A 25,503-nucleotide genomic window follows, 5' to 3' on the forward strand; every position below is an offset into this window, starting at 1 on the left:
CGCTATTGGCAGCGGGAGACGGTGTGGGATGGAGGATGCGCGTCTGACGGTGCGGATCGACGCGCATGACGCGCCGCTGCTGGGTCATGGCAAGATCCGCTTGCTGGAAGCCATCGGTGCCAGTGGTTCGATTTCCGGCGCTGCGCGGGCGATGGGGATGTCCTATCGACGCGCGTGGCTGCTGGTCGAGGCGATGAATGCCGCCTTCGCGGAGCCGGTGGTGGCGACCCGACCGGGTGGGGGTGGGGGTGCCGAGTTGTCGCCGGCCGGGATCGAGATCCTACGTCTGTATCGCGAGATCGAGGGGCGGGCAGCACAGGCGGCCCTGCCGGCGTTGCGGGAACTGGCTACGCGTCTTGCACCGCGATGAGGGTCGTGTGTCGTTGCATTGATAATTTCATGTTTGGGAATTGTAACAACGCGCCGCAATATGGCCACAGGCCTTTGTCATAATTAAGAGATTGCCTGTATGGCTTTGTGGGCGCCGACGTCAGCGGCGCTGAAACGCAACTTGCTGGCGCGCTGGCGCCGGTGGCAGATCATGGACAGATGGCGTTGCCATGCGCGGCGTTCGGGGAGCAAGGATGTTAAGACGCGATCTCGTGAAGACCGGAGCGGGTGTCTCTCTGCTGTCGATGCTGGCGCCCGGCGCCCGTGACGCCCATGCCGACGCACCTGGTGCGCCCTCACCGACAGGCGCCTTCGAGGCAGGCACGGTGCGCCGGATCGCCCAGCAATTGTCGCGCCGGCCCTATCGTGCGCCCGAGCAGACCCTGCCTGCGGCGATCGATTCGCTGAATTTCGATCAGTACCGCTCGATCGCCTATCGCGAGGATCAGGCGCTCTGGCACGGCCAGAACCTGGCGTTCGATGTGGAATTCTTCCCTCGCGGTTTTCTCTACCGTCCCCGTATTGAGATCTATGAGGTTGTGGACGGCAAATCGGCGCCGGTGCCCTATAACCCCGATCTGTTCACCTATGGCGACCCGAAGCTGAAGGTGCCGGACAATGTGGGTTTTGCTGGGTTGCGTCTGCGCTATGCGATCAACACACCGGGCGTAATGGAGGAATTCTGCGTCTTTCTGGGGGCGTCTTATTTCCGCGCAGTGGCTAAGGGGCAGAATTACGGCCTTTCGGCCCGTGGTTTCGCCGATGGCACGGGTAACCCGAAAGGTGAAGAATTCGCGCTGTTCCGTGCCTTCTGGCTGGAAAAGCCACAGCCGGGCGTCGATTCCGTGGTTGTGCATGCGCTGCTGGACAGCCCATCGGTCGCAGGGGCTTTCAGCTTTACCATCCGTCCGGGCGACATGACTGTTTTTGATGTGCAGTCCTACGTGTATCCGCGCACGAAGATCGACGAGCCAGGCATCGCGCCCCTGACGGGCATGTTCTACTTCGATGCCAACGACCGCAATCATGTCGATGACTGGCGCCCGGCTGCGCATGACAGCGAGGCACTCTCGATCTGGACGGGTAGCGGTCAGCAATTGTGGCGGCCGCTGCGCAATCCGCGAGACCTGCAATTCTCTGCGTTCTCGGACAATTCGACGCGCGGCTTCGGGCTGATGCAGCGCAAGCGGGCCTTCGCCGATTTCGAGGATCTGGCGCTCAATTACGAAAAGCGTCCGTCGCTGTGGATCGAGCCGATCGGCGACTGGGGCCCCGGTGCGGTCGATCTGGTGGAAATCCCGACGCCCAACGAGGTGAACGACAACATCGTTTCGTTCTGGCGCCCCGGCGGCGGGCTGGCGGCGGGGCAGGAATATGCCTTTACCTATCGCATGTATTGGGGTTGGGATACGCCCTGGCCGACCAAGCTGGCGCGGATTGCCGCCACCCGTGTCGGTGCGGTGACCGATGATCCGGCTGCGCGGTTCTTTGCGATCGATTTCAGCGGCGCGCCATTCGAAAATTTGCCGCCGGATGCCAAATTCCATCTGGTGCCCAGCAGTTCGGCCGGTACGATCCGCAACGTCGTGGTCGAACCCGATCCGGCCATTCAGGGGTGGCGTACGACATTCGAATTCGCGCCTGGCAACGCCAAGATCGCCGAACTGACTTGCGTCCTGGCCAATGATGCCGGGCCGGTCTCCGAACAATGGACCTACCGATGGACACCATAGGGCGGCGCGCAGAGATGGGCATGGGGGACGGCTCCCGGCCGGGGACAGGCGATGGTGGCATGTTTCGGGCCCTGCCTGACGAAGCTCCGATGGAGATGGCGACGCAATCGTTGTCCGAGCGTCCCCTGACGCATGGCCGGCCGCGCGTGCCGGTTACCGAGCCCGCGCTGATGGCGCTACGGCGGCTTGCGGTGATCGGTTCGGCCACCCTGCTGACGATCTATGGCGCCTACGCGATGAACCGGGTGCTGAACTCGGTGGGGTACTCGGTGCTGGGCGTGATCGTGCTCGTCCTGTTCGTGCTGCTGTTCCAGTGGATTGCGCTGGCCTTTACTTCCGCCGTGGGCGGTTTCGTCTCGCTGTTGCGCCACGGTGGTCTGGGGTTGGGGATTGCATGCGACGGGGAATTGCCGGCGCTTTCGACCCGCACCGCCCTGCTGATGCCGACGTATAACGAAAGTCCGGGACGGGTGATGGCCGGCCTGCGCGCCATGTATGACAGCATGGCGGCGACTGGCCGGTTGGACTCGTTTGATTTCTTTATCCTTTCCGACACCACCAATCCGGATGTGTGGGTCGAGGAAGAAGCCGCGTTCCTGGCTCTGCGGGCAGCGACGGGTGGAGACAGGCGCATCTTCTATCGCCGGCGGCCACTGAACACCGAGCGCAAAGCCGGAAATATCGCCGAATGGGTACGCCGTTTCGGTGGAGCCTATGCCCAGATGGTCACGCTGGACGCCGACAGCCTGATGGCGGGCGGGACGGTGGTGCGCATCGTGGCCGCTATGGAGTGCAATCCGGGCGTGGGCCTGATCCAGACCCTGCCGGAAATCGTCAACGGCACCACGCTGTTCGCGCGCATGCAGCAATTCGCGGGTCGGGTCTATGGTCCGCTGATCGCTCACGGCATTGCCTGGTGGCACGGTTCGGAGGGCAATTACTGGGGGCATAACGCGGTGATCCGCACCCGTGCCTTCGCCGAGCAGGCGGGCCTGCCCCATCTGCCGGGGCGCAAACCGTTCGGTGGACATATCCTCAGCCATGATTTCGTCGAGGCGGCCCTGATGCGCCGGGGCGGTTGGGCCATTCATATGGTGCCGGGCCTGCCCGGATCTTACGAAGAAAGCCCGCCGTCGCTGACCGACATCGCAATCCGCGACCGCCGCTGGTGCCAGGGCAATCTGCAACATGCCAAGGTGGTGGGGACACGGGGCCTGAATTGGGTCAGCCGGATGCACATGCTGATGGGCATCGGCTCTTATGTTACGTCGCCACTGTGGCTGCTGTTCCTGCTCGCGGGTATTTTGATCTCGTTGCAGTCTCGATTCGAGAAGCCGGAATATTTCGGCGATACCAAATCCCTTTATCCGAACTGGCCGCACGTTGATCCGGAACAGGCGAAATATGTGTTCATCGGCACCATGGGGATCCTGCTGGCACCCAAGCTGCTGGCCTATGTCGCGCTGCTGTTCGATCCCGCCACACGTCGGGGCTGCGGTGGAGCGGTGCGGGCCGCGCTATCGGTGCTGGTTGAAACGCTGATCGGTGGGCTGGTCGCGCCGGTAGCGATGCTGATCCAGACCTCTGGCGTGCTGTCGATCCTGCTGGGACGTGATTCGGGCTGGAACGCGCAGCGTCGCGACGATGGTGGGGTGCCGTTGATGGATACGGTGCGGGCCTACTGGATTTACATGCTGTTTGGCCTGGTCCTGGGCGCATGTGCGTGGAGTGTGTCGATCCCGCTGTTTCTGTGGATGACGCCGGTGCTGCTGGGGTTGGTTTTCGCTATTCCGCTGGCAGCAGCAACCAGCAGCCGTGATGCCGGTCAGGCCCTGCTGCGGGCCGGACTGCTGCTGATTCCCGAGGAAACGTCGCCGCCGGATATCCTGCGCCGTGCCGCTGCCGCCAACGCCGCCCGGCCGGAGGCCGAGGGTGGCGAGGCAATCCATCTTCTGCTGGCTGATCCCGAACTGATGGCCGCGCACCGCGCGATGCTGCCGCCGCCACGCAGGCCGGGCGACTCGATCAATTCCGACCTGTTGGTCGGGTTGTTGAAACTGTCGGAAAGCCCCGATCCCGACAGTGCGGTCATGCGGCTGCGCCGGACCGAAAAGGCGGCGGTGCTGGGCAGCGCGGAGGGTCTGGAGCGGCTCGATGCCCTACGCGGCGGTGAACGGCGCGACTGAACGATTTGGCAGAGCGCGCCGGTATTCTGCCCCCACCTCTTATTTCGAGGCGGGGCCAGGCTGGTCTAGAGCCGTGCAGGCGCGGGCTACCTTGGGATCGTCGCCGTGCTTCTCACACAATGCGGTGGCATCGGCAGTGCAGGATTCGACCGCGGTTTCGAAATCGGTTTCCAGTACGTCCCGAGCAACTGCCATATCGGGGTCATTGGTCCGCTTCTGTTCGGCTTCCAGAGTGTCCTGCGTCTTGTGCAGTTCGGTCAGAGCGTCGACGCATGACTGACTAGTTGAGTTTGGATCACTCTGCAGCACCGCAACGACTTTCTGCAACTGCATCGCGGTGGGGGGCGCTGCTGCCTCATCGTCGTCGGCCTGCGCGAAGGCTGGGGAGATGGCGAGGATGCCGGATAGGAACAGGACTGCAAGCCGGCCGGGATGGGTAATCGTCACACTGGGTATTCCACTGGTGCGAGGCCCCGGGGACGCGACGCGCGCTTCTCGACGGCGATCCCGTGCTTTCCCCGGGGAACGCCGGGCCGGTCGGGCGGCGGCGGCGCGGGATCGGCGGGACTATGGCAGGAAGTGCCGTTGGACGAAAGGGTGCCCGGCGTGCGTTCCTCTGCGCCTGGCGATGCGCTTAGGGAGCAGGTGGGTTGATGGCGGCATGGTTCTGCAGCAGCAGAGCCTGCATTTCCTCATTAGGATTGCCTAGCCAGCTTTGCAGAAAAGGCTGCCGTTCGTCCCGCCGGGTATGCAGCAATCCCCAGGCAGCGTGGCCGTCTGCCGCGAAAACGATATCGAGTTGGTTGTTATCGCAATCGTGGGGCTTGCACAGATGCCCGAGCAGATAGCTGTGGCCGCCTGTCACGACCCGCGCTACGGGCGTCGACGTCGCCTGCCCGCGACTGATCCAGTCCGGAAAGCGCTGCATGACGACATAGGCCCGGCGATAGGGAGCTTCGAGCAACAAGTCGGCTGTCTGCGGTTGTTCGGCTGTTCGGCCAGGGTGGCTGATCAGGAGCAGTAGGGCGGGGCATGCGTGGATGAAATGGATAAGGCGACACGGCACGTCGGCGTGGCTCCCGAAATAGGGCGAGACGATAGGATGGTTCTGGCGGTGGAGCGCCTTCGGGTCTCTCTGATACTGCCGCCGTGCGACATTGATGACAGGATTCTCTATCGCCCGGCATGCAGGTCATGCCGCTTGAGGTCGAAGACGCTTATCGCGAGTGGGGGTTTACAATATCCTTCCCACGCTCGATTTTTTTACTCAGGAAATGCCTGCGGAGATGATTCCCCGGTCACTACAAATCGTATCGTGATTTCCGGCGTTATCGTCAGGGTCACTCTGGAAGATCGGTTTCGAGCCGTGGAGGCTGTCTTCCGGGCTTTCCGCTGCCCGTGCAGAGCACGTCTGTCTGGTGTATGATCTCTCTTATCCAGTTGCGCGCCGGCGCATCCGCCAGTTCAGGAATATCGTCCCCGCCATGCGCCTGCGTTCCGCTCCCTCATCCATTCTGCCCAGGCTGCCGAACCCGAAAAAGCTCAAGCTTGGGGTGCTGGTCGTGCTGGCTGTGGCTTATGGCGTGTTGTTCCTGACCCTGTCGCGGCACCCCAAGCCGCCCCCGAAGTCGCGCTATACCGCCATTCCCGTGGCGGTGGTCAAGACGGCTCCGCCAGTCGGGGCCGCGCCGCCAGCGCCGGCAGTGCAGCTTCAGCCCGCACCGACGGTGGCGCTTCCACCGCCGCCGTCGGTGACGATCCGCTAGAGCATAACGGATACTCTAATGAAATGATCATTATCTATGCGCGTAATGAATATATGAGGGGAAGGTCTAGGATCAAATCGGGGTGCGCGACGGTCTGAAAAACTCCGGAATACCGGGGGCGAAACCGACCTATGCGGCAGACCCGGTTCTGCCATACGATGGACCTATTCCCGCCATCACTGCATGGTTCCATGCGCTGTTGTCACAGAACATGAGAATCGATCAATGACGATCCGGAATTGCCTGCTTGCTTTCGCCATGCCGATAACCGTTCTGGCCGGGCTCTCTATCGCCATGCCGGTTGCCCGCGCGGCGGACGATGCCTGCGCCCAGTCCGGCACGCAGTCCAAGGCGCCGGGGTGGGATGTCGCCGGCCGCCTGGCCCAGCGCGAGGATTGCCTCGCCGGCCGTGGCCAAGCCTATCGCGATGGAGTGACCAAGGGTGTGCAGCAGCGTGTGCAGAGTGGTCGCAATACGGTCAATGCAGTGCGTAACATGCCGCAGACCCAGATGGACCGCGTGCGCGCTGCCGGTACGACCGAGCAGAACAGCCTGAATGCGCTGGGTCAGAAGACCCGTACAAATGCTGCCAGCGTGCTGACGGGCGGCCTGTAAAAGCCTGTCTGGAAATGCGCGCGGGCGATAGCCCGCGCGTTTTCCATGTTGCGATAAAGTCGGCCATCGGGGCTGTCTCGGCCTCTTTAATCCCGTCGTCCATGCCGTCGGAGTGGTGGGAGTGGGCCATTTCCAGGGACGGAGGGTGGTCCAATGACATGTCGTTTGAAATCATAACGAAAAGGGCTCTCTGTTTTCTTCTGGCCCTGAATGCCGTTCTTGCCCTGCTCGTGGGGGGAATGTGTTTTTATGGTTTCGGCGGATATGCTTGGTTTCTGGCCAGCATCGGCTTGAATGCCCTGGCGCTGTCCTTCATGCTCGGCGGTGCCGGGTCCTCCTGGATCTCGTCGGCGGCCAGTCTCGGGATCGTCTCGAACATTTCGGCCATCATTGCGCTGCTGGCAGGCAACAAGCTCCAGGTCGATGTGCATATGGGCTACTTTGCCGCGCTGGCGTTCGTCTCGGCGACCTGTGATTGTTCCGCTATCGTGATTGCCGCCCTGATGGTGGCGGTGCAGCATATCGGCCTCAATTTCTATCGTCCCGACCTGCTTTATCCTGGCGGTTGCGACAGTTTCCGCCTTGTTCTGCATGCGGCGATCCTGATCGTGGAGACGGTGGCGCTGGTCTGGCTGGCGGCCTCTCTACGTGGGGCGTTCAAGGTATCCGAGGCCCTTTCGCGGGATGCCGACCATCGCCGCGCTGAAGCGGAGCGGCGCAAGCAGCAGGCGGAAGATGCCCATGCGGAGCAGGTCAAGCTGAGCGCCAATCTGGAAGCCAGCATGGAGCGGATCCGTCGGCAGGAAGCCGAGACGCTGGTCTTCATTGCCGAACTCGACAGGGCTCTGTCAGAGGTCGCCAAGGGCAACCTGCTGGTGCGGATCGAGAGGGAGTTCGCGCCGGGTTATGCACGCCTGACGCAGGTCTTCAACGCATCCATCGCGCAATTGGCCACGGCATTCAACGAGGTGAGACAGAGTATCCAGGCCGTTGCCTCGGCATCGGCGGAGATTTCGTCAGCCGTTGGGGATCTTGCCGGTCGCACCGAGGGGCAGGCCCGGGATGTCGGCAGCATGTCGGCCGGCATCGCTATGTTCTCCGACGGGACCCGCGATGCCTCGCAGTCGGCCTCCGAGGCCGGGAAACTGGTCGAGACGGTAGGGACGTCGATGGATGCGACGATCCAGGCGATGGACAAGGTCACGGAAACGATGACGGTCATCAAAACATCGTCCCGCGATATCGAGACGATCGTTGGGGTGATCGACGATATCGCATTGCAAACCAATCTGTTGTCGCTGAATGCGGGCGTCGAGGCGGCGCGGGCGGGCGAGTCCGGGTGTGGTTTCGCCGTGGTGGCGACGGAAATCCGCAATCTGGCGACCCGATCGACCGAGCAGGCCCGCGACATTCGGCAGAAGATCCGCGAAGCGGTGCTGTATATCGATCAGGGCGTCGGCCTGGTCGACGCGGCCGACGGGTCGCTAGGGCGGGTATCGGCTGTCATGGATGACATCACCCGGCATCTCGGGGTGATCGTCGCGTCCACGCGGACGCAGGCGACTGAAGTCCGGCATATTGCGGATAACGTGCGGGAGATCGACGCTTCGACCCAACAGAACGCCGCGATGGGCGAGGAAGTCACCGCCGCGTCGTTGAGTCTGGTGCGTGGGACGCGGCGCATGGAGGAGACGGTCTCCCGCTTCACTCTGCGCGAAATTTTCGATCGTGTTCCGCCGCCGACGAAGCCGGCGGTTTTTGCGCCGGAGGTTATGGACTCGGTGGCGTAAGGCCGCCAACCGTCAACTGCCCGGATCCCCATATCCGGGCAGTTGACGGTTCCTGGCGGCTTTAAGCGCCGCGCTTGCGCGATGACGGCCCTGCCGCCGGGCGACGGCGGGGAGCGCCCGACGGGGGAGCACTACGGGGACCACGTCCGCGCGGGGCGCCACCGGGGCCGCGATCACCGCCTCGACCTCCGCCGCCGCCACCGGCCGGAGCCTGTGCCGCGCTGATCTGGACCTCATCGGAATCCGTGGCGGCGACGCAGGCGCTGAAGCGCTCGGCCGATGCCGTGGCGATTTCGAACAGCGTATGGTCACCGGCGATGCGGATCGAGCCGATCTCGTTTTTGCGCACGCCGCCCAGGCGGCAGATCAGCGGCACCAGCCATTTCGGGTCGGCCTTGTCCTGGCGGCCGACACTCATGGAGAACCATACGCCGTCGCCGCGCGGGTCCTGCTCGTCGCGAGCCGGGCGCTCGCGGCGGGCTGCGGGTTCGCCATCACGCGCCGGGCGGGGGGCATCGACACGCAGGGGGCGGATGTCCTCCGGGTCCGGCAGGCGGGCGCGGTACATCTGCAGCAGGGCCGTTGCCAACTGTTCGGGGGTGCGGTCGGCGGCCAGACGCGCGACCTGCTCCTCGTCACCGGGGGCGGTGGCTTCGGTCAGGCTCTGGTCGGTCAGCAGCCGTTCGAAATCCTGAGCGCGGATGGCGTCGGCGGTGGGAACGGGGGTCCATTCCGCCGTGACCTTGGCCATGGCCAGCAGGCGTTCGGCGCGACGGCGCATCGAAACCGGTACCACCAGGGCGCAGACACCCTTGCGGCCGGCGCGGCCGGTGCGGCCCGAACGATGCAGCAGGGTGGCGCTGTCGGTCGGCAGGCTGGCATGCACCACCAGGGCGAGTGCCGGGATGTCGATGCCGCGTGCCGCAACATCGGTCGCGACGCAGACGCTGGCCTGGCCGGTGCGCAGGCTGTCGATGGCGCGGGTGCGCTCGTTCTGGCCCAGTTCGCCCGACAGGGCGACCGAGGCGAAGCCGCGTTCCAGCAGCGCGCCCTGCATGTGGCGCACCAGTTCGCGGGTGGCGCAGAACACCATGGAGGTGGGGCTGTCGGTATAGCGCAGGATGTTGACCACCGCCGGGATGATCTCGCGCGGGTCGGTCAGCACGGCGCGATAGGTGATGTCGGCGTGTTGGCGGGCGCCCGACAGCGTGTCGATGCGCAGCGCGTCGCGCTGGTAGCGTCGTGCCAGCGAGGCGATTTCCTTGGCGATGGTGGCCGAGAACAGCAGCGTGCGGCGCGTGGCGGGCATCGCGTCCAGCAACTGCTCCAGTTCCTCGCGGAAACCGAGATCGAGCATTTCGTCGGCTTCGTCCAGCACCACGACGCGCAGGTCGGACAGGACCAGACGGCCGCGGCGTTGGTGGTCGCACAGGCGGCCCGGCGTGCCGACGACGATATGGGCGCCGAGTTCCAGTGCCCGGGCCTCGCGCCGCGCGTCCATGCCGCCGATGCACGAGACGATGCGCCCGCCTGCCGGTGCGTACAGCCACGTCAGTTCGCGCTGCACCTGCATGGCCAACTCGCGCGTGGGGGCGACGATGACGGCCAGGGGCGCGCCGGCCGGTCCGAACCGTTCCGCCCCGCCCAGCAGCGTGTCGGCCATGGCCAGCCCGAAGGCGACCGTCTTGCCCGATCCGGTCTGGGCCGACACCAGCAGATCCTTGCCGTCCGCCGCGACATCCAGCACGGCCTGCTGGACCGGCGTGGGCTCGTCATAGCCGCGCGTGTCGAGAGCGCGCCGAAGGGCGGGATGGGTTTCGGGAAAAGGCATGGGGCGGATCATCCGGACAGAAGAGGCCACGTCGCGACGTGGCGCGAGACAGGAGAGGGCACGGTGGCGGGATCGCGCTCCATAAAGAATAGCCGCCGAAAATACCAGTGCGAAAGCACGATCGCCGCGCAGGGCTGGGCTTCCGCCGCCAGAGTCAGGGCACCAGGACCGCCGCGCCTTCGAACCGTCCGGCGCGCAGATCGTCCAGCGCGCGGTTGGCGTCGCGAAGGGGATAGCGCGTCGTGCTGGTGCGGATGCCGATCTTCGGGGCCAGGGACAGGAAATCGATCCCGTCCTGTCGCGTCAGGTTGGCGACCGAGACCAGTTGCCGCTCCTCCCAGAGCAGATCGTAGGAAAAGGCCGGGATTTCGCTCATGTGGATGCCGGCGCAGACCACGCGGCCGCCCTTGCGCACCGCGCGCAGGGCGGCGGGGACCAGCGCGCCCACCGGCGCGAAGATGATGGCGGCGTCCAGCGGTTCGGGCGGCGCCTCGTCCGATCCGCCGGCCCAGACCGCGCCGAGGTCGCGCGCGAAATCCTGCGTCTTGCGGTCGCCCGGGCGGGTTAAGCCGTATACCTGACGCCCCTGCCAGATTGCGACCTGGGCGATGATATGGGCTGCGGCGCCGAAGCCGTAGAGGCCCACCGTCCGGGCGTCCTCGCCCGCCATGACCAGCGATCGCCAGCCGATCAGGCCCGCGCAGAGCAGGGGGGCCAGATCGATATCGTCGCCTTCCTCGCCCAGCGGGAACGCGTATCGGGCGTCGGCGATGGCGGCCGTGGCATAGCCGCCGTCGCGGGTGTAGCCGGTGAAGAGCGGGTGGTCGCATAGATTTTCGTGGCCGGTGTGGCAGTAGCGGCAGGTGCCGCAGGTATGGCCCAGCCAGGGGATGCCGACCCGCTGCCCCAGATGCAGGCCCTGCACCCCCTCGCCCAGTGCGTCGATCCGGCCCACGATCTCGTGGCCCGGATGACGGGATGGCCGGGGAAGGGCAGGTCGCCGTCCACGACATGCAGATCGGTGCGGCAGACGCCGCAGGCGCAGACCCTTACCCGGATTTCGCCGGGGCCGGGCTGGCGGTCCGGCAGTTCCACCCACTGGAGTTCGGCGTGTGGGGCATCCAGTCTCATCGCATGCATGGTCGGGGCCTCCGGCGCATTGGTCGGGATTGCCTGCTTACTCCATCATGTCGGCATGGCCCTGCGCTATGATCTGGATCAGCGCGCCGAGGGGATGACCCGATCGTGATCCCAGGGGGGTGCGCGCGGGGTGCGGCCGGGGTGACGGGGAGGGCAGGCGGCCGGGGACGGTGTGGTCGGGCGGGTTGCCCGCGCGGTTGCGGCGGGGAGATGAGGAGTGGCCGTTCCGATCATGGGCCAGCAGGGCGGAGATCAGGGTGGAACCGGTCGAGAGGTGACGCTGCATCCGGGACTCCATCGGGCAAGGTGTGCTGCCTATTATATTCAAATGATAATCATTCGCAAGTAGAATGTCGCAATCGTCATAACAGAGTTGCGAGGACTGCTAGGCAGTCTCCTTGCAGGCCGGTATGACATTGAGCCCGGATTTCGCGGCTGGCGCATCGCGCGGCCAGGACGGGGCGGGGGCAGGCCGGGGACCGTCAGGTTCCTCCGGCCCCCATGAAGCGTTTCGCCCCCGTAGGCAAGCAGAACCAAGAGGACATGCCGTATGGCCAAGATCAAGGTGAAGGAACCGGTCGTCGAACTCGACGGCGATGAGATGACGCGGATCATCTGGAGCTTCATCAAGGAGAAGCTCATTCTCCCGTACCTCGATATCGACCTGAAATATTACGATCTGGGGATCGAGCATCGCGACGCCACCGACGACAAGGTGACCGTCGAGGCCGCCGAGGCGATCAAGAAATACCGGGTCGGCGTGAAATGCGCGACGATCACCCCCGACGAAGCCCGCGTGACCGAGTTCGGGCTGAAGAAGATGTGGCGCTCGCCCAACGGCACGATCCGCAACATCCTCGACGGTACGATCTTCCGCGAGCCGATCATCTGCTCGAACGTGCCGCGCCTGGTGCCGCACTGGACGCAGCCGATCGTGATCGGCCGCCATGCCTATGGCGACATCTATCGCGCCGCCGAGACCAAGATCCCCGGTGCCGGCAAGGTGACGCTGACCTACACGCCCGCCGACGGCAGCGCGCCCGTCACGCTCGACGTGCATGATTTCAAGGGCCCCGGCGTGGCGCTTGGCATGCACAATACCCGTGCTTCGATCGAAGGTTTTGCCCGCGCGTCGCTGACCTATGGCCGCGACCGCAAGCTGCCGGTCTATCTCTCGACCAAGAACACGATCCTGAAGGCCTATGACGGCATGTTCAAGGACGTGTTCCAGGAAGTCTACGACGCCGAGTTCAAGGCCGATTTCGAGAAGCTGGGCCTGACCTACGAGCATCGCCTGATCGACGACATGGTGGCCTCCGCCCTGAAATGGAGCGGCGGCTATGTGTGGGCGTGCAAGAACTATGACGGCGACGTGGAGAGCGACATCGTGGCGCAGGGCTTCGGCAGCCTGGGCCTGATGACCTCGGTCCTGTTGAACCCGACCGGCGACGTGGTGGAATCCGAGGCCGCGCACGGCACCGTGACGCGCCATTACCGCGAGCACCAGAAGGGCCGGCCGACCAGCACGAACCCGATCGCCTCGATCTTCGCCTGGACGCGCGGCCTGGCCTATCGCGGCCGGTTCGACGACACGCCCGACGTGACCCATTTCGCCGAGACGCTGGAGCGCGTCTGCGTCGAGACGGTCGAGGCGGGCCAGATGACCAAGGACCTGGCCCTGCTGATTGGGCCGGATGCGAAGTGGCTGACGACCCAGGACTTCCTGGCGGTGCTGGACACCAACCTGCGCAAGGCGATCGCTGCCTGACGCACAGGACGGCCGGGCCTGATGGCCCGGCCGCCTTTTACTGGTCGAGTATGGCGATTGCTGTCGCGAAACTCGGTGCCAAGGGCAGGAGCGGCGTCAGCGTTGCCTGCCAGGCGTGGTAGAGATCGGCCTTGCCTTCATAGACCACGCCTGAGGGGTGGTTGTTCCGGTCCAGTTCCTGGAGCCAGCCGCCCTGTCTGCGGTCGATCATGTGCAGGTCGATATAATCCCAGATCGTCTGGTACCATCGTTCATATTCGGCGTGGCCCGTGCGTTTCAGCAGCGCGGCGGCGGCCGTCAGTGCCTCGGCCTGGCACCAGTGGGGGCGGTTATGCACGACCGGTTCCCCGGACCAGTCGACCGTATAGAGCAGGCCCGGTGCGCCGTCGCGTGCCCAGCCTGCCTTGATGCCACGATGGAACAGGCCGATCGCGTCTTCCAGCAGCCATGATGGCGCGGTGCCGTCCTCGCGCAGCAGGGCAGCTTCCAGCTTGAGCATCAGGTGCGACCATTCGACGAAATGCCCCGGTGTCATGCCGTAGGGGCGCAGATCGTCGGTTGGCTTGTCCTCGTGGAAATCCTTCAGGATCGTCCAGTCGAGATCGAAATGTTCCGGCACGGCGTAATCCGCGTTGCGGGCGAAGGTGTGGATGAAGCGTTCGGCGACCCTGAGGGCGCGGTGGCGCCAGAGCGGCCTGCCGGTGACGTCGGCGACCGCCATGCAGGCTTCCACCGAATGCATGTTCGCGTTGGCGCCGCGATAGGCTTCCTCATCCGTCCAGTCCGCCGCGAAGCTTTCGCGAAAGACGCCTTCTTCCTCGCTCCAGAAATGCCGGTCCCAGACTGCCAGCGCGTCGTCCAGCAGGTCGTCCGCGCCGGGGATGCGCTGCACCACGGCCGAGGAGGCGGCGAGCGCCACGAAGGCATGCAGGTAGGCCTGCTTGCGGCCGTTGCCCGGTCTTTTTCCGCCCTGTTCGGCACCTTCGAACCAGCCGCCATGTGTCTGGTCGCGCAGCGGGCCGAGCAGGCTGGCGACGCCATGCGCCGCCAGGGGGGCGCAGCCCGGCAGGCCGCGCCCGGCGGCAACCGCGTACACGTGCGTCATCCGCGCGGTCAGGATCGTGTCGGCGGCTTTGCCCGGCACCAGGCGGCCGTCATTGTCCAGGGGGGGCGAAGCCTGCATCGACCCGCGAGGGTTTGGAGAAATCCAGCAGTCGCTGGCCCTGAAGATCGAGCCAGCGGCGATGCGTGGAGGCGCGCAGCCAACTTGAGGCCGGCAGCATCAGTGAGGGAAGTGGCTCAGCCATTGATGATCATGCCGCCATTGACGTGGACGGTCTGGCCTGTGACGTAGGACGCATCCTGCGACGCCAGATAGACATAGGCCGGGCCGAGTTCGCTCGGCTGGCCGATCCGGCCCAGCGGTGTGTCCTTGCCCAGGTCGGCCACTTCCTGCGGGTCGATCGGGCCCCAGCTTGCGGGTTGCAGCGGCGTCCAGACCGGGCCGGGAGCCACGGCGTTGACCCGGATGCCCTTGTCGGCGAGTTGCAGGGCCAGGGCGCGGGTGAAGCCCATTTCGGCTGCTTTGGTCGTGGTGTAGGCGACCAGGGATTTGTTGCCGGCGAACGCATTGATCGACGACGTGTTGATGATGGCGCTGCCTTTGCCGAGATGGGGCAGGGCCGCGCGCGTGATGTAGAAATATCCGTTGATGTTGACGTTCATGTGGCGCTGCCACGTCTCGTCGCTAATGTCGGTCAAATCTTCGCTGACATATTGCACGCCGGCATTGTTCACTATGATATCCAGGCCGCCGAATGTGTCGACCGTGCGGGCGACGGCATCGTTGCAGACGGAGCTGTCCGACACGTCGCCTTCGATCGCCAGGGCCTTTACGCCTTCGGCTTCGATGAGGCGGATGGTTTCCTGGGCGTCTTCGGTTTCTTCCAGATAGAGGATCGCGACATCCGCACCTTCGCGTGCGAAATGCAGGGCTGCCGCGCGGCCGATGCCGCTGTCGCCGCCCGTGATCAGGGCGTGGCGCCCCTGCAATTTGCCGCTGCCGCGATAATCGGCGCGGATATGTTCCGCCTGCGGCTTCATCTGACGCTCGACGCCGGGCTGATGGTCCTGGCTCTGGGGGGGAATGGTTTGAGTCATGAGGGTGTCTCCTGCGGAAAATCATGGACTGGCAGGTAACGGCCTCTGGCAACCGCCGCCTCCGGTTGCAAACACGCTCGGGGCAGGATGCGTTGCCTAAACTCTTGTTTAGAATTTTTGATTTTTTCTTAATTTTTGAACGTTCGAGGATTTTTTTGAAAATGAAAAGAGGATGCTTCCCGCTTATTGATCACGCAGCACCGGACTTTTTTTCATATGTGCGGATTGTGAAGGTGTGGCGACGGCGTGGAAGGCAGCATGGGACGATGCCCTGCTTGGTGCGTCTTCGGTTGGTGGTTCAGCAGAAGGCCCCGAGATAATCGGGTCTATGCTCAAGGGCGATTGATCGCCATGCGCGAATTGGTGGCGCGTGGCGGATGGCGGGGCGGCATGCAAGGGTACGATCCTGAATTGATCGATAAATGTATCAGATCCATGTTCGAATGATACGCCACGAACGTCTGTGTTACAGGTCAGCACTGATCCTGATGGTGAGACGTTATGATCGCAATTGTTTCGAGGTATCCTGCTTCAGTTTGGATGAAGGTGAACATGATATCAATGGAATTGGAAGTGATAATGCTTTTGAATTTCCGGAAGAATCTTGTAAAAATTTTCTTTTAGTAAGAGGATATTTATTCTGTGGATGTGCATCTTTCTTTTTCGGGGAAAAAGTCATGCCAAAATTCATCAGTTGCACGATTCATTTATCGATAAAGAATATAATAAATACGTCACATTAAAGTCCGAGGAACTCAAGAGTGCGATAGATCGTTATGTCGACATGTATTGGGACAATATCTTCAATTGGCGCCTATCGGGCGCGTGATCGTCGACCGAATCCTGCCAGGAAGTGCAGAGAGCTATCGTGAATAACGAATATAAGAAAAGGATATTCTGTAAGATTGTACGCGCGATGTTTTGTCATAATGCGCAGATCTGATTGGCCCCCACCGAGTGGTCCGGTTTGATTGTTAGTGCATCGTAGCTTTGAAGCGCCTGGCTTGTGTGGTCCGGGTCGAGAGTTAGTTTTCCGTCTTGCTGGCCCCCATGGGGGCCAGCAAGATCTTTGCCCTGGCAGCATATTCCGCCGGCGGCATGTGGTCGAGAGCCGAGTGAGGACGGCTCTCATTATAGTCCCGACGCCATGCCTCGATCTGGCGCTGCGCCTCGGCGATCGAGCCGAACCAGTGCAGGTTCAGGCATTCATCCCTGAGCGTGCCGTTGAACGTCTCGATATAGGCGTTGTCGGTTGGTTTTCCGGGACGGGAAAAATCCATGCGAACGGAGTGATGATACGCCCACAGATCGACCAGACGCCCGGTGAATTCGCCGCCATTGTCCGCAAACAGGCAGCGTGGGGCTCCATGTCTGTAGACCAGACGGTTCAGGACGGCGACGACGTCCTCGCCACGCAGCCGCCGCCCGACTTCGATCGCCAGCGCCTCGCGGCTGTAGATGTCGATCACGGTCAAGGCGCGGAATTTCTGTCCGTCGCTCAACTGGTCATGCACGAAATCCAGGCTCCACGCCTCATGCGCTCGGGTCGGCGTGCAGCGCGCCTCGCGGTGCAGAGCCATCTTGCGCCGTTTCGGTCGGCCGCGCCGCAGGGTCAGTCCCTCCTCGCCATACAGCCGGTAGACCAGATTCTTGCCCACGGCCCATCCTTCGCGACGCAACAGGACATGGATCCGCCGATACCCGTAGCGCACCCGCGCCGCCGCTATCTCGCGCATCCTCTGGCGCTCGGCCGTGCGCGGATCGCGACGCCCGACCAGACGCTGCGTCGAACGATGCTGACGCACGACGCCACAGGCGCGACGCTGGCTGTAGCCGTGGCGGGTCACCACGTAAGCCACAACCTCTTTCATGAGCGCCGGCCGGGGAATTTTTTTGACAGGACGTCCTGCAACACCGCCTTGTCCAGGCTCAGCTCCGCCACCAGTTTCTTGAGCCGCGCATTCTCCTCGACCACCTGCTTCAGTTCCCGCACCTGATCGGACTCCATGCCCGCATACTGCTTCTTCCAGCGGTAGAACGTCTGCTCCGATATCCCGATCTGACGGATCAGATCCGCCACCGGCAGCCCCAGTTCCGCCTGCTTCAGACAGGCTACAATCTGCTCCACGCTGAACCGCTTCGTCTTCATTCCGTGAACCCCTTCATCAGGAAAATCCGCCAAAAAAACTAACACTCAAACCGGACCAGTTTCACAGAGGCAGATCAATCGCGCATAGTCCAGAGGCGGGGACTGTCATTGGACAGTCCCCGGCAACGGTGTGCGACTACCGCGCTTATCGGCTCCCGGAGAAGACGAACCAGACGCTGATCGCCATCGTCCGCCGGGACCGACCGATCCTGTTGGGTAGCGGAGAGCGCATCACGCAATGAATGCAGGGGGATGACGGGCGGGTTTTCGTCGGTCAGATGGTTGGTCGCGTCCCGGCCGGTGATCCTCGGATGACGGTCGGGTCATCCTGCTGGTGATGGGGTCAATGCTGGTGGCTTTGGTCCCCCTGTCGCCCAATCGAGGAGTTCGACGGTATGGACGACCGGCAGGTCCGTTCCGCTGGCGATCTGCGTTATGCAGCCAATATTGCCAGCTGCGATGAAATCCGGCGCGGTGCTCTCGATATTGGCGACCTTGCGATCGCGCAGGCGGGTCGCGATGTCTGGTTGCAACAGATTATATGTTCCTGCCGAACCGCAGCAGAGATGGGTTTCGGGGGGCTCGACGACATCGAAGCCGGCCTCCTGCAACAGCCGTTTCGGCTGCTGGATGATCCGCTGACCGTGTTGCAGCGAGCAGGCGCTGTGGTAGGCGACCCGGTGCTTCATGGGCTGGACGGGGGGCAGCAGGCCGATTTCGCTCATGATCTCGGTCATGTCGCGTGCCAGCGCCGAAATGCGTCGTGCGGGCTCGGCGAGTTCCGCGTCTTCCCGAAACATGAAGCCGTAATCCTTGACGGTCGTGCCGCAACCTGAAGCGTTGATGACGATCGCATCGAGGCCGTCCGCCTCGATCTCCCTGGTCCAGGCCAGGATGTTGGCGCGTGCGAAGGCGTGACCGTCCTGGCCGAGATGGTGGGTGAGGGCGCCGCAGCAGCCGGCCCCCCCTGGCCACGACGACCTCGCAGCCATGGCGCGTCAGCAGGCGGATCGTCGCCTCGTTGATCTGTGGGGCGACCACCTGCTGGGCGCAGCCGTTGAGAAGGGCCACCCGCCGGACCCGTGGTGCTTCCGTCGGGAATGACTGCGGCCGGTCGACGGGCGATGGCGGAGGCACCCGGGAGGGCGCCAGGCGCAGGCTTGCCGCCAGCCGGGCAGGCAGGACATGCGCGAACGGCCTGGCGAGCTTCGCGGCGCGCAGCGCGAGGCGGAAAAGACCGGGCCGGGGCAGGACCACGCCGAGAAGCCGGCGTAGCGTACGGTCCATCCACGGCCGGCGATATGTTTTTTCGATATGGCTCCGCGCATGATCGACGAGGTGCATGTAGTTGACCCCCGAGGGGCAGGTCGTCATGCAGGCGAGGCAGGAGAGGCAGCGGTCGACATGCTTGACCACCTCCGTGGTGGCCGGCCGGTCATTTTCGAGCATGTCCTTGATCAGGTAGATGCGTCCGCGCGGGCTGTCGAGCTCGTCGCCCAGCAATGTGTAGGTGGGGCAGGTCGCCGTACAGAAGCCGCAATGGACGCATGAACGCACAATCCTCTCGGATTCCCGGATATCCGAATCTGCGAGTTGAGCCGGGGAAAAATTCGTCTGCATGGTGTTTATCGACCCTCCCACATGCGACCCGGGTTGAGGATGCCGCCGGGGTCGAAGCCCTGCTTGATGCGGCACTGAAGCGCATCCATCGTCGCGCTGGCTGGTTCGAAGACGGGTGTCGCGGCACGCAGCGCCTCCGGCGCGACCACGAGCATGGCGTGACCGCCGACCTGGCCCATCGCGGCGCGAATGATTGCCGCGCCGCCATCGGGGCCGGCGTCCTCCGCATCGAGGTTCAGCCAGACAAGTCCGCCGCCCCAGTCGAACAGCGTGTCGGCGGAAACCAGTCGGGCACGTATCGCCTGTACGACGGCACTCGCCCTGGCGGGCGTAGGACAGAGCCGCCATAAATAGCGCTCCCGCCCCGCGACCAGGGACTCTACGGAGGCGATCTCCGTCCAAAGTCGTTCGCTCGCGGCTGCGTCGAGACGGTCGCCATGGCCAAGCAGCTTCTCAAGTTCGGCGGCGCGGTAGATCACCGAGGGCGCGGGCCCCTCAAGGCGCAGCGCGGTCACGCCGCCGAGGCCGTTCGCCACCGCATCGACGCCGGAGCGGCGGGCGGCCGGGCTGGGCAGGTGCGCCGCGCCCGAAACCTCGTGAGGTGTGTTGAGAGCCCGCAGCATGGTCGGGATCGCGACGTCGTCGGCGAGCCCGTGGAGAAGCAGGGTACAGGAGGTCTCGGGTTTCGGCATGACCTTCAGTGTGACCTCGGTCAGCAGCGAGAGCGTGCCGAAAGCGCCGGCCTGCAACTTGCACATATCGTAACCGGTGACGTTCTTGACGACTTTCCCGCCTGCTTTCCAGGCATCCCCCCGCCCGTTGATGGCGGCGAAACCGAGGAAGAAATCGCGCGCCGCCCCGGCGCGCAGGCGTCGCGGGCCGGAGAGATTGCAGGCCAGCACGCCGCCCAGCGTCGGTTCGGCATTGCTTGCGAGCAGTTTGCGCCAGTCGGGTGGCTCGAATGCCAGCATCTGCTGCTGGTCCGCCAACTGGCGCTGGATGTCCGCCATCGGGGTGCCGGCCCTGGCGGTCATGACGAGTTCCGCCGGTTCGTAATCGACGATGCCGCTGAGCCTGGAGACGTCGAGTTGATGGTCGGTCCGTGGCGGCCGCCCGAGTGCACGCTTGCTGCCGCCGGCGACGATTTCGAGCGGATGGTTTTCCGCCATCGCCCAGCCAATCATGTCTTGCGCCTCGGCGTCGTTCGATGGTCGAAGGACGATCATGGTCATCCCTTCTCAGAAGCGTGGCAGGTCGGGAAAGCGCAGATTCCCGGCATGCACATGGACGCGGCCAAGCTCCGCGCAGCGGCAAAGCTGAGGAAAGACCTTGCCGGGATTGAGCAGGCTTTCGGAATCGAAAGCGCATTTCAGCCGGGTTTGCTGAGCGAGGTCGCTGTCGTTGAACATCGTGCCCATCAGGTCGCGTTTCTCGACGCCGACCCCGTGTTCTCCGGTCAGAACGCCCCCGACCTCGACACAGAGCCGAAGGATGTCGTTGCCGAAATCCTCGGCGCGCTGCAATTCGCCCGGCCGATTGGCGTCATAGAGGATGAGCGGATGCAGATTGCCGTCGCCGGCATGAAAGACGTTGGCGACGCGCAGTTTATATTTCGCCTCCATCTCTTCCATGCGTTGCAGCACGGTGCCGATCTGCCGGCGTGGGATCGTCCCGTCCATGCAATAGTAATCGGGCGAAAGCCGGCCGACGGCGGGAAACGCCGCCTTCCTGCCGGCCCAGAACAGCAGCCGTTCCTCCTCGGACTGGCTGGCGCGGCAGCTCGTCGCGCCGTGCCTGCCGGCAATTGCCTCGACCGCGGCGATGAGATGGTCGATTTCGGCCGCGCAACCGTCGAGTTCGATGATGAGCAATGCCGCCGCATCGAGTGGATAACCCGCATGGACGAAGGCTTCGGCCGCCTCGATCGCGAGGTGGTCCATCATCTCCATGCCGCCGGGAATGATGCCGGTGGCGATCACCTCCGCGACGCAATGACCAACGCCCTCGATGGTTGCGAAACCGATCATCAGGGCGCGGGCGCCCGGAGGCTTCGGCAGGATGCGCACCGTGACCTCGGTCACGACGCCGAGCATGCCTTCCGACCCGACCAGGACGCCGAGCAGGTCATAGCCGGATGCATCGAAATGCTTGCCGCCGAGGCGAATGATCTCGCCGTCCATCATCACCAGTTCGACACCGATGACGTTGTTGGTGGTCAGGCCGTATTTCAGGCAATGCACGCCGCCGGAATTCTCCGCGACGTTCCCGCCGATCGTGCAGGCGATCTGGCTTGAGGGATCGGGGGCGTAATAGAGACCCTGTGCCTGCACGGCCTGGGAAATGCCGAGATTGGTCACGCCCGGCTGCACCACGATGCAGCGGTTTTCGACATCTATGTCGAGAATGCGCTTGAACTTGCCAAGGCCGAGTAGAATGCCGTCCTGTAATGGCAGAGCGCCCCCGGACAGGGAGGTGCCGGCGCCCCGCGGCACGACCTTGATCCGATTGGCATGGCAGTAGCGCAGAATTTCGGAGACCTGTGCCGTCGTCTCCGGCAGGACCACCACCATCGGAAGCTGGCGGTAGGCGGTGAGGCCATCGCATTCGAAGGCGCGACGTTCGGGCTCGCTGTCGATGACACCTTCGCCGGGCACGATGCGCCGGAGCGCATCGACGATTTCGGAACGACGGGCAAGCACGGCTTCGTCGGGAGCGGGCATCCTGATCATTGGCCGCCTCCCAGGGTTGGAATGATCCAGGGAACCAGGAACTGCTGTGCCGCGACGATGAGGCTGAGTGCCAGCGTCACGACGATGCTATGCCAGAAGGTGCGGGCGAAAACGACACCTTCCTGCCCCTTCAGCCTGGTGACCGCGACGCCGGTCGCTATGTTCTGCGGCGAGACCATCTTGCCCATGACGCCGCCCGAGGAATTGGTCGCGGCGAACAGGACCGGATCGAAATGGAGCTGCCGGGCAGCGACGACCTGCAGATTGCCGAATAGCGCGTTGCCGGACGTGTCGCTGCCTGAAAGCAGGACGGCGACCCAGCCCAGGAAGGGTGAGAGAAAGACGAACAGATGGCCGGTGGAGGCCACCGCCTTGCCGAGTGTGTAGGCCATCCCGGAATAGTTCATCAGATAGGCCAGGCCGATGATCAGCATCACGGTAATGACGGCGAGCCACGCCTGACGCAGGGTCTGGCCGATGCAGGCGATGAAATCGGCCAACGACAGTCTGACGACCAGGGCGGTGATGATGGCGGAGATCAGGATTGCGGTACCGGTCGCCAGTGGCTGGAATACCCAGACGGCGGCGTAGGGCCTGTTGTCGTAGAGCGTGATCGCGATCGCATTGTCGAGGCCCGGCCAATGGATCTTCTGCTGGCCGACGAGGAAAACGCCGAAATGTGTCCAGAGGATCACGACGGCGGAGACGATCAGCCAGGGCAGCCATCCCTGCCAGGACGCGACGGTGCGGGTTGGTGCCTGCAAATTCAGGATCGATGCGTCGATGGCGAATTCCGGGTCTGGTGCCGGACGCCATGTCCTGAGAAATATCAGGGTGGCGCCGAGCGAGCCGAGCGCGGAGAGCACGTCGGTCAGGGCGTAGTCGAGATAATTCGACGACACGAACTGCGAAAGGGCGAAGCTGCCTCCCGCGACGAGAAGAAGCGGCCAGAGCGCCCGCAGGGAACGCCTGCCGCCATAGAGGGCCATTACATAAAAGGGCAGGGCAATGGCGATAAACGGCAATTGTCGCCCGATCATTGCCGCGAGCGTATGAGCGGGGAGCCCCGTAACGGCTCCGAGTACGGTCACGGGCACGCCGAGTGCGCCAAAGGCGACGGGCGCGGTGTTGAAGATGAGCACGAACACCAGCGCTTCGAGCGCGGGGAAACCGACAAGGATCAGGAGCGAGCTTGTGATCGCCACTGGCGTGCCAAAACCGGAGACCCCTTCGAGAAGGGCACCGAAGCAGAAGCCGATGACGACGAGCACGACGCGCCGGTCATTGGGAAGGTTGGTGAGCAGCCAGGTGCGGAACGCATCGAAGCGGCCTGACCTGACTGCGATGTTGTAGAGAAGGAGCGCGCTGAGCACGATCCACATCACTGGCCACAAGGCGAAGACGGCGCCATTGAGCACGGCATCGACGGCAAGTCCCGCGGGCATGCGCCAGACCGCGATTGCCGCGATCAGGCCGATGACGAGCCCTGCAAGCGCGGCCTCCCAGGCGGGCCGGCGCAATATGCCGAGAAGGGTCAGGACTGCGAGAACCGGTAGGACCGCGACGATGAAGGATAGGCCCAGGCTGCCGCCGACAGGCGCCAGAAGTTGCTGGAACACGGATATCTCTCCCTTTGAACATTTCTTTTCCCGTCAGGGAGGCTTCGCCTCACCCGCGGTCGCGTTCTTGTTTCAAGAGATTTTTGGTACCGATGATGTCGAATGGTGTTGATGCGGTGATGGTGACGACCTCGCCCACGCGTGCCAGGTCTTCGATGTGGCCGCCTTTATCGGCCGGACAGGTTGTTCCAGGCTGCGACCATGGACGAACGCCGTTGCGTCCGCCGGGCCTTATGCCCCCGCAGCTTTCTCGCCGATCTCGTGGCAGGCAAGGCGTTCCAGCACGCGAACCATGCCGGAATGGTCCCAGGCTTCGCCGCCCGCCGCAACCGCCGCATTGAAAAGTTCCTGGCAGGTTGCCGTATTGGGCAGACTGACGCCGAGGCTGCGGGCGCCCTGCAAGGCGAGATTGAGATCCTTCTGGTGCAGCGCGATGCGGAAGCCGGGCGCGAAATTGCGCTTCACCATGCGTTCGCCATGCACGTCCAGGATACGGGAACTGGCGAAGCCGCCCATCAGCGCCTGGCGGACGCGCGCCGGGTCGGCGCCGGCCTTGGAGGCGAACAGGAGCGCCTCGCCCACCGCTTCGATGGTCAGGGCGACGATGATCTGGTTGGCGACTTTGGTGGTCTGGCCGTCACCGTTTCCACCGACCAGGGTGATGTTCTTTCCCATGTGTTCGAAAATCGGCTTCACTGTTTCGAATGCGGCATCCGGGCCACCCACCATGATGGTGAGGCTCGCGGCTTTCGCTCCGACGTCGCCGCCCGAGACCGGGGCATCGAGATAATCGCAGCCAAGTTCGTTGATGCGCCGGGCGAACGCCTTCGTCGCGATCGGCGAGATGCTGCTCATGTCCACCACGATCTTGCCGGGTGTGAGCCCTTCGGCGACGCCATCGGGGCCGAAAAGAACCTCTTCCACATCGGGCGTATCGGGGACCATGGTGATGATGATGTCGGCCTGGCGGGCGACCTCGCGCCCGCTGCGACAGGCGTGGGCGCCCTTGTCGAGCAGTTCCTGCGGCGGGGTTCCGGTGTTTCGAATAAAAAGGGTATGGCCTGCGGTGAGAAGATGGCCGGCCATGGGACGGCCCATGATGCCCAGTCCGATGAATCCGATTCTGCTCATGATCTTTTCCCGATTTTCAGGAGACTTGCGCAAGTGACGAGGCCGCGGGGGGCGGCGCGTAGGGCTGGAGCCAGTCCAGCCCGGCCGCCGTCGTGGTCAGTGGCTTGTATTCGCAGCCGATCCAGCCGGCGTAGCCGAGCCTGTCGATGTGCTGGAACAGGAAGCTGTAATTGATTTCGCCCGTGCCCGGTTCGTGGCGGCCAGGGTTGTCGGCGAGCTGGATATGGCCGATGCGGGCGAAATGGGTCTCGATCGTGCGGGCGAGATCGCCCTCCATCACCTGTGCGTGATAAATATCGTATTGCAGCTTGAGGTTTGCCGAGCCGACAGCCGCGATGATCTCCAGCGCGGGCGCCGTGCGGTCAACAAAAAAGCCTGGAATGTCCCGGCTGTTGACCGGTTCAAGCAGCAGGCCAATGCTGGCGGCCTCAAGCCTCTCTGCCGCATAGCGCAGATTGTCGATCAGCGTTGCGCGGGCGACTTCCGCCGGGACGCCTTTGGGCAGGATCCCGGCGAGGCAATTCACCTGTGGGCAGGACAGTGCCGTTGCATAGTCGATGGTACGATCGACGCCCGCCCGGAAGTCGGCTGTCCGGTCGGGGTGGCAGGCGATGCCGCGCTCGCCGGCGCCCCAGTCGCCCGCCGGCAGGTTATGCAGGACAAGGCTCAGCCGATGCCGTTTCAGCAGGGCGGCGAGCTCCTGTTTGTCGAAATCATAGGGGAACAGGAATTCGACGGCTTCGAAGCCCGCCACCCTGGCGGCGGCGAAGCGTTCGAGGAAGGGCAGTTCGGTAAACAACATGGTGAGGTTGGCGGCGAATTTGGGCATAAGACCCTCCCTGTTCACGAGAATCGTTATTGTTCGGCAGGTGCGCG

General features: G+C 63.8%; 19 protein-coding genes and 3 pseudogenes. 7 read left to right on the forward strand and 15 right to left on the reverse strand.

Features of this window, described 5'->3' with window-relative positions:
• Window positions 1-28: 28 nt before the first annotated feature.
• The 3 genes from C7453_RS16125 to mdoH all read left to right on the forward strand — a co-directional run bounded on the left by C7453_RS16125 (window position 29) and on the right by mdoH (window position 4,309).
• Complete coding sequence (locus tag C7453_RS16125) at window positions 29-370, forward strand: winged helix-turn-helix domain-containing protein (RefSeq protein WP_114728844.1); 342 nt, start codon at window positions 29-31, stop codon at window positions 368-370.
• A gap of 214 nt (window positions 371-584) precedes the next feature.
• Window positions 585-2,123 carry a glucan biosynthesis protein gene (locus tag C7453_RS16130; protein WP_114728846.1) on the forward strand — a complete coding sequence of 513 codons (1,539 nt, stop codon included), beginning with the start codon at window positions 585-587 and terminating at the stop codon, window positions 2,121-2,123.
• 20 nt (window positions 2,124-2,143) lie between these two features.
• A complete protein-coding gene (gene mdoH, locus C7453_RS16135) occupies window positions 2,144-4,309 on the forward strand; it encodes a glucans biosynthesis glucosyltransferase MdoH (RefSeq protein WP_245949101.1) in 2,166 nt (721 codons plus the stop codon).
• Window positions 4,310-4,348: 39 nt separating this feature from the next.
• On the opposite strand, the gene C7453_RS16140 is transcribed toward mdoH, so the two are convergent.
• Both C7453_RS16140 and C7453_RS16145 read right to left on the reverse strand, forming a co-directional pair.
• Window positions 4,349-4,756, reverse strand: a complete 408-nt coding sequence (locus C7453_RS16140; protein ID WP_114728850.1) for a hypothetical protein — start codon at window positions 4,754-4,756, stop codon at window positions 4,349-4,351.
• 187 nt (window positions 4,757-4,943) lie between these two features.
• Window positions 4,944-5,276 (reverse strand): Ivy family c-type lysozyme inhibitor, encoded by a 333-nt coding sequence (locus C7453_RS16145; protein ID WP_245949102.1) that lies wholly within the window; start codon window positions 5,274-5,276, stop codon window positions 4,944-4,946.
• A gap of 517 nt (window positions 5,277-5,793) precedes the next feature.
• On the opposite strand from C7453_RS16145, the gene C7453_RS16150 reads away from it, so the two are divergent.
• From C7453_RS16150 to C7453_RS16160, 3 genes are all read left to right on the forward strand, one after another.
• The gene (locus C7453_RS16150) at window positions 5,794-6,075 is read left to right on the forward strand and encodes a hypothetical protein (protein WP_114728852.1); all 282 of its coding nucleotides are present in this window, start codon (window positions 5,794-5,796) and stop codon (window positions 6,073-6,075) included.
• A gap of 225 nt (window positions 6,076-6,300) precedes the next feature.
• A complete protein-coding gene (locus tag C7453_RS16155) occupies window positions 6,301-6,690 on the forward strand; it encodes a hypothetical protein (RefSeq protein WP_245949103.1) in 390 nt (129 codons plus the stop codon).
• A 158-nt stretch (window positions 6,691-6,848) separates the two neighbouring features.
• A complete protein-coding gene (locus tag C7453_RS16160) occupies window positions 6,849-8,480 on the forward strand; it encodes a methyl-accepting chemotaxis protein (protein ID WP_170143257.1) in 1,632 nt (543 codons plus the stop codon).
• A 61-nt stretch (window positions 8,481-8,541) separates the two neighbouring features.
• Here C7453_RS16160 and C7453_RS16165 read toward each other — a convergent pair whose 3' ends face one another.
• The 3 genes and pseudogenes from C7453_RS16165 to C7453_RS18745 all read right to left on the reverse strand — a co-directional run bounded on the left by C7453_RS16165 (window position 8,542) and on the right by C7453_RS18745 (window position 11,737).
• Window positions 8,542-10,311 (reverse strand): DEAD/DEAH box helicase, encoded by a 1,770-nt coding sequence (locus tag C7453_RS16165; protein ID WP_114728856.1) that lies wholly within the window; start codon window positions 10,309-10,311, stop codon window positions 8,542-8,544.
• Window positions 10,312-10,465: 154 nt separating this feature from the next.
• Window positions 10,466-11,451 (reverse strand): annotated as a pseudogene (locus tag C7453_RS16170) (zinc-dependent alcohol dehydrogenase family protein).
• A gap of 37 nt (window positions 11,452-11,488) precedes the next feature.
• Complete coding sequence (locus tag C7453_RS18745; RefSeq protein WP_141289014.1) at window positions 11,489-11,737, reverse strand: hypothetical protein; 249 nt, start codon at window positions 11,735-11,737, stop codon at window positions 11,489-11,491.
• A gap of 264 nt (window positions 11,738-12,001) precedes the next feature.
• Between C7453_RS18745 and C7453_RS16175 the strand changes: the two genes are divergently transcribed.
• Window positions 12,002-13,219 (forward strand): NADP-dependent isocitrate dehydrogenase, encoded by a 1,218-nt coding sequence (locus C7453_RS16175; protein WP_114728858.1) that lies wholly within the window; start codon window positions 12,002-12,004, stop codon window positions 13,217-13,219.
• Window positions 13,220-13,256: 37 nt separating this feature from the next.
• Here C7453_RS16175 and C7453_RS16180 read toward each other — a convergent pair.
• The 10 genes and pseudogenes from C7453_RS16180 to hyi form a co-directional block, all read right to left on the reverse strand.
• A pseudogene (locus C7453_RS16180) lies at window positions 13,257-14,526 on the reverse strand (D-mannose isomerase).
• Window positions 14,519-15,379, reverse strand: coding sequence for a glucose 1-dehydrogenase (locus C7453_RS16185; RefSeq protein ID WP_114728899.1), 861 nt, complete (start codon window positions 15,377-15,379; stop codon window positions 14,519-14,521). The pseudogene C7453_RS16180 and the gene C7453_RS16185 overlap by 8 nt, the downstream one beginning before the upstream one ends.
• A gap of 1,025 nt (window positions 15,380-16,404) precedes the next feature.
• Window positions 16,405-17,528, reverse strand: a protein-coding gene (locus C7453_RS16190) for an IS3 family transposase (RefSeq protein WP_371858497.1) whose coding sequence is annotated in 2 segments (ribosomal slippage) — window positions 16,405-17,264 and window positions 17,264-17,528 — 1,125 coding nt in all. Because the reading frame shifts where the segments join, the coding sequence is not laid out codon by codon here.
• Between the two features lie 323 nt (window positions 17,529-17,851).
• The gene (locus C7453_RS19855; RefSeq protein WP_456303634.1) at window positions 17,852-18,520 is read right to left on the reverse strand and encodes a heterodisulfide reductase-related iron-sulfur binding cluster; all 669 of its coding nucleotides are present in this window, start codon (window positions 18,518-18,520) and stop codon (window positions 17,852-17,854) included.
• Between the two features lie 415 nt (window positions 18,521-18,935).
• Window positions 18,936-19,148, reverse strand: a pseudogene (locus C7453_RS19860) (4Fe-4S dicluster domain-containing protein); the annotation flags it as partial.
• A 5-nt stretch (window positions 19,149-19,153) separates the two neighbouring features.
• Window positions 19,154-20,374: a glycolate oxidase subunit GlcE gene (gene glcE / locus C7453_RS16200; protein WP_245949104.1), complete on the reverse strand. Its 1,221-nt coding sequence runs from the start codon at window positions 20,372-20,374 to the stop codon at window positions 19,154-19,156.
• A 12-nt stretch (window positions 20,375-20,386) separates the two neighbouring features.
• A complete protein-coding gene (locus tag C7453_RS16205; protein ID WP_114728905.1) occupies window positions 20,387-21,877 on the reverse strand; it encodes an FAD-linked oxidase C-terminal domain-containing protein in 1,491 nt (496 codons plus the stop codon).
• Window positions 21,874-23,496 (reverse strand): L-lactate permease, encoded by a 1,623-nt coding sequence (locus C7453_RS16210; protein WP_114728907.1) that lies wholly within the window; start codon window positions 23,494-23,496, stop codon window positions 21,874-21,876. Before C7453_RS16210 ends, C7453_RS16205 begins: the two co-directional genes overlap by 4 nt.
• 231 nt (window positions 23,497-23,727) lie before the next feature.
• A complete protein-coding gene (glxR, locus tag C7453_RS16215; protein WP_114728909.1) occupies window positions 23,728-24,627 on the reverse strand; it encodes a 2-hydroxy-3-oxopropionate reductase in 900 nt (299 codons plus the stop codon).
• Between the two features lie 16 nt (window positions 24,628-24,643).
• On the reverse strand, window positions 24,644-25,456 hold the full coding sequence (gene hyi / locus C7453_RS16220; protein ID WP_114728911.1) for a hydroxypyruvate isomerase: 813 nt from the start codon (window positions 25,454-25,456) through the stop codon (window positions 24,644-24,646).
• Window positions 25,457-25,503 lie beyond the last annotated feature (47 nt).

This window comes from Gluconacetobacter liquefaciens (assembly GCF_003350405.1).
GTDB classification, from domain to species: domain Bacteria; phylum Pseudomonadota; class Alphaproteobacteria; order Acetobacterales; family Acetobacteraceae; genus Gluconacetobacter; species Gluconacetobacter liquefaciens.

Coding starts and splice junctions, on each gene's coding strand:
- glcE (WP_245949104.1), bottom strand. CDS start 20,374: ATGATCGTCCTTCGACCATCGAACGACGCCGAGGCGCAAGACATGATT.
- C7453_RS16130 (WP_114728846.1), top strand. CDS start 585: ATGTTAAGACGCGATCTCGTGAAGACCGGAGCGGGTGTCTCTCTGCTG.
- C7453_RS18745 (WP_141289014.1), bottom strand. CDS start 11,737: ATGCAGCGTCACCTCTCGACCGGTTCCACCCTGATCTCCGCCCTGCTG.
- C7453_RS16165 (WP_114728856.1), bottom strand. CDS start 10,311: ATGCCTTTTCCCGAAACCCATCCCGCCCTTCGGCGCGCTCTCGACACG.
- C7453_RS16155 (WP_245949103.1), top strand. CDS start 6,301: ATGACGATCCGGAATTGCCTGCTTGCTTTCGCCATGCCGATAACCGTT.
- C7453_RS16125 (WP_114728844.1), top strand. CDS start 29: ATGGAGGATGCGCGTCTGACGGTGCGGATCGACGCGCATGACGCGCCG.
- glxR (WP_114728909.1), bottom strand. CDS start 24,627: ATGAGCAGAATCGGATTCATCGGACTGGGCATCATGGGCCGTCCCATG.
- mdoH (WP_245949101.1), top strand. CDS start 2,144: ATGGGGGACGGCTCCCGGCCGGGGACAGGCGATGGTGGCATGTTTCGG.
- C7453_RS16160 (WP_170143257.1), top strand. CDS start 6,849: ATGTCGTTTGAAATCATAACGAAAAGGGCTCTCTGTTTTCTTCTGGCC.
- hyi (WP_114728911.1), bottom strand. CDS start 25,456: ATGCCCAAATTCGCCGCCAACCTCACCATGTTGTTTACCGAACTGCCC.
- C7453_RS16175 (WP_114728858.1), top strand. CDS start 12,002: ATGGCCAAGATCAAGGTGAAGGAACCGGTCGTCGAACTCGACGGCGAT.
- C7453_RS19855 (WP_456303634.1), bottom strand. CDS start 18,520: ATGGCTGCGAGGTCGTCGTGGCCAGGGGGGGCCGGCTGCTGCGGCGCC.
- C7453_RS16205 (WP_114728905.1), bottom strand. CDS start 21,877: ATGATCAGGATGCCCGCTCCCGACGAAGCCGTGCTTGCCCGTCGTTCC.
- C7453_RS16185 (WP_114728899.1), bottom strand. CDS start 15,379: ATGACTCAAACCATTCCCCCCCAGAGCCAGGACCATCAGCCCGGCGTC.
- C7453_RS16150 (WP_114728852.1), top strand. CDS start 5,794: ATGCGCCTGCGTTCCGCTCCCTCATCCATTCTGCCCAGGCTGCCGAAC.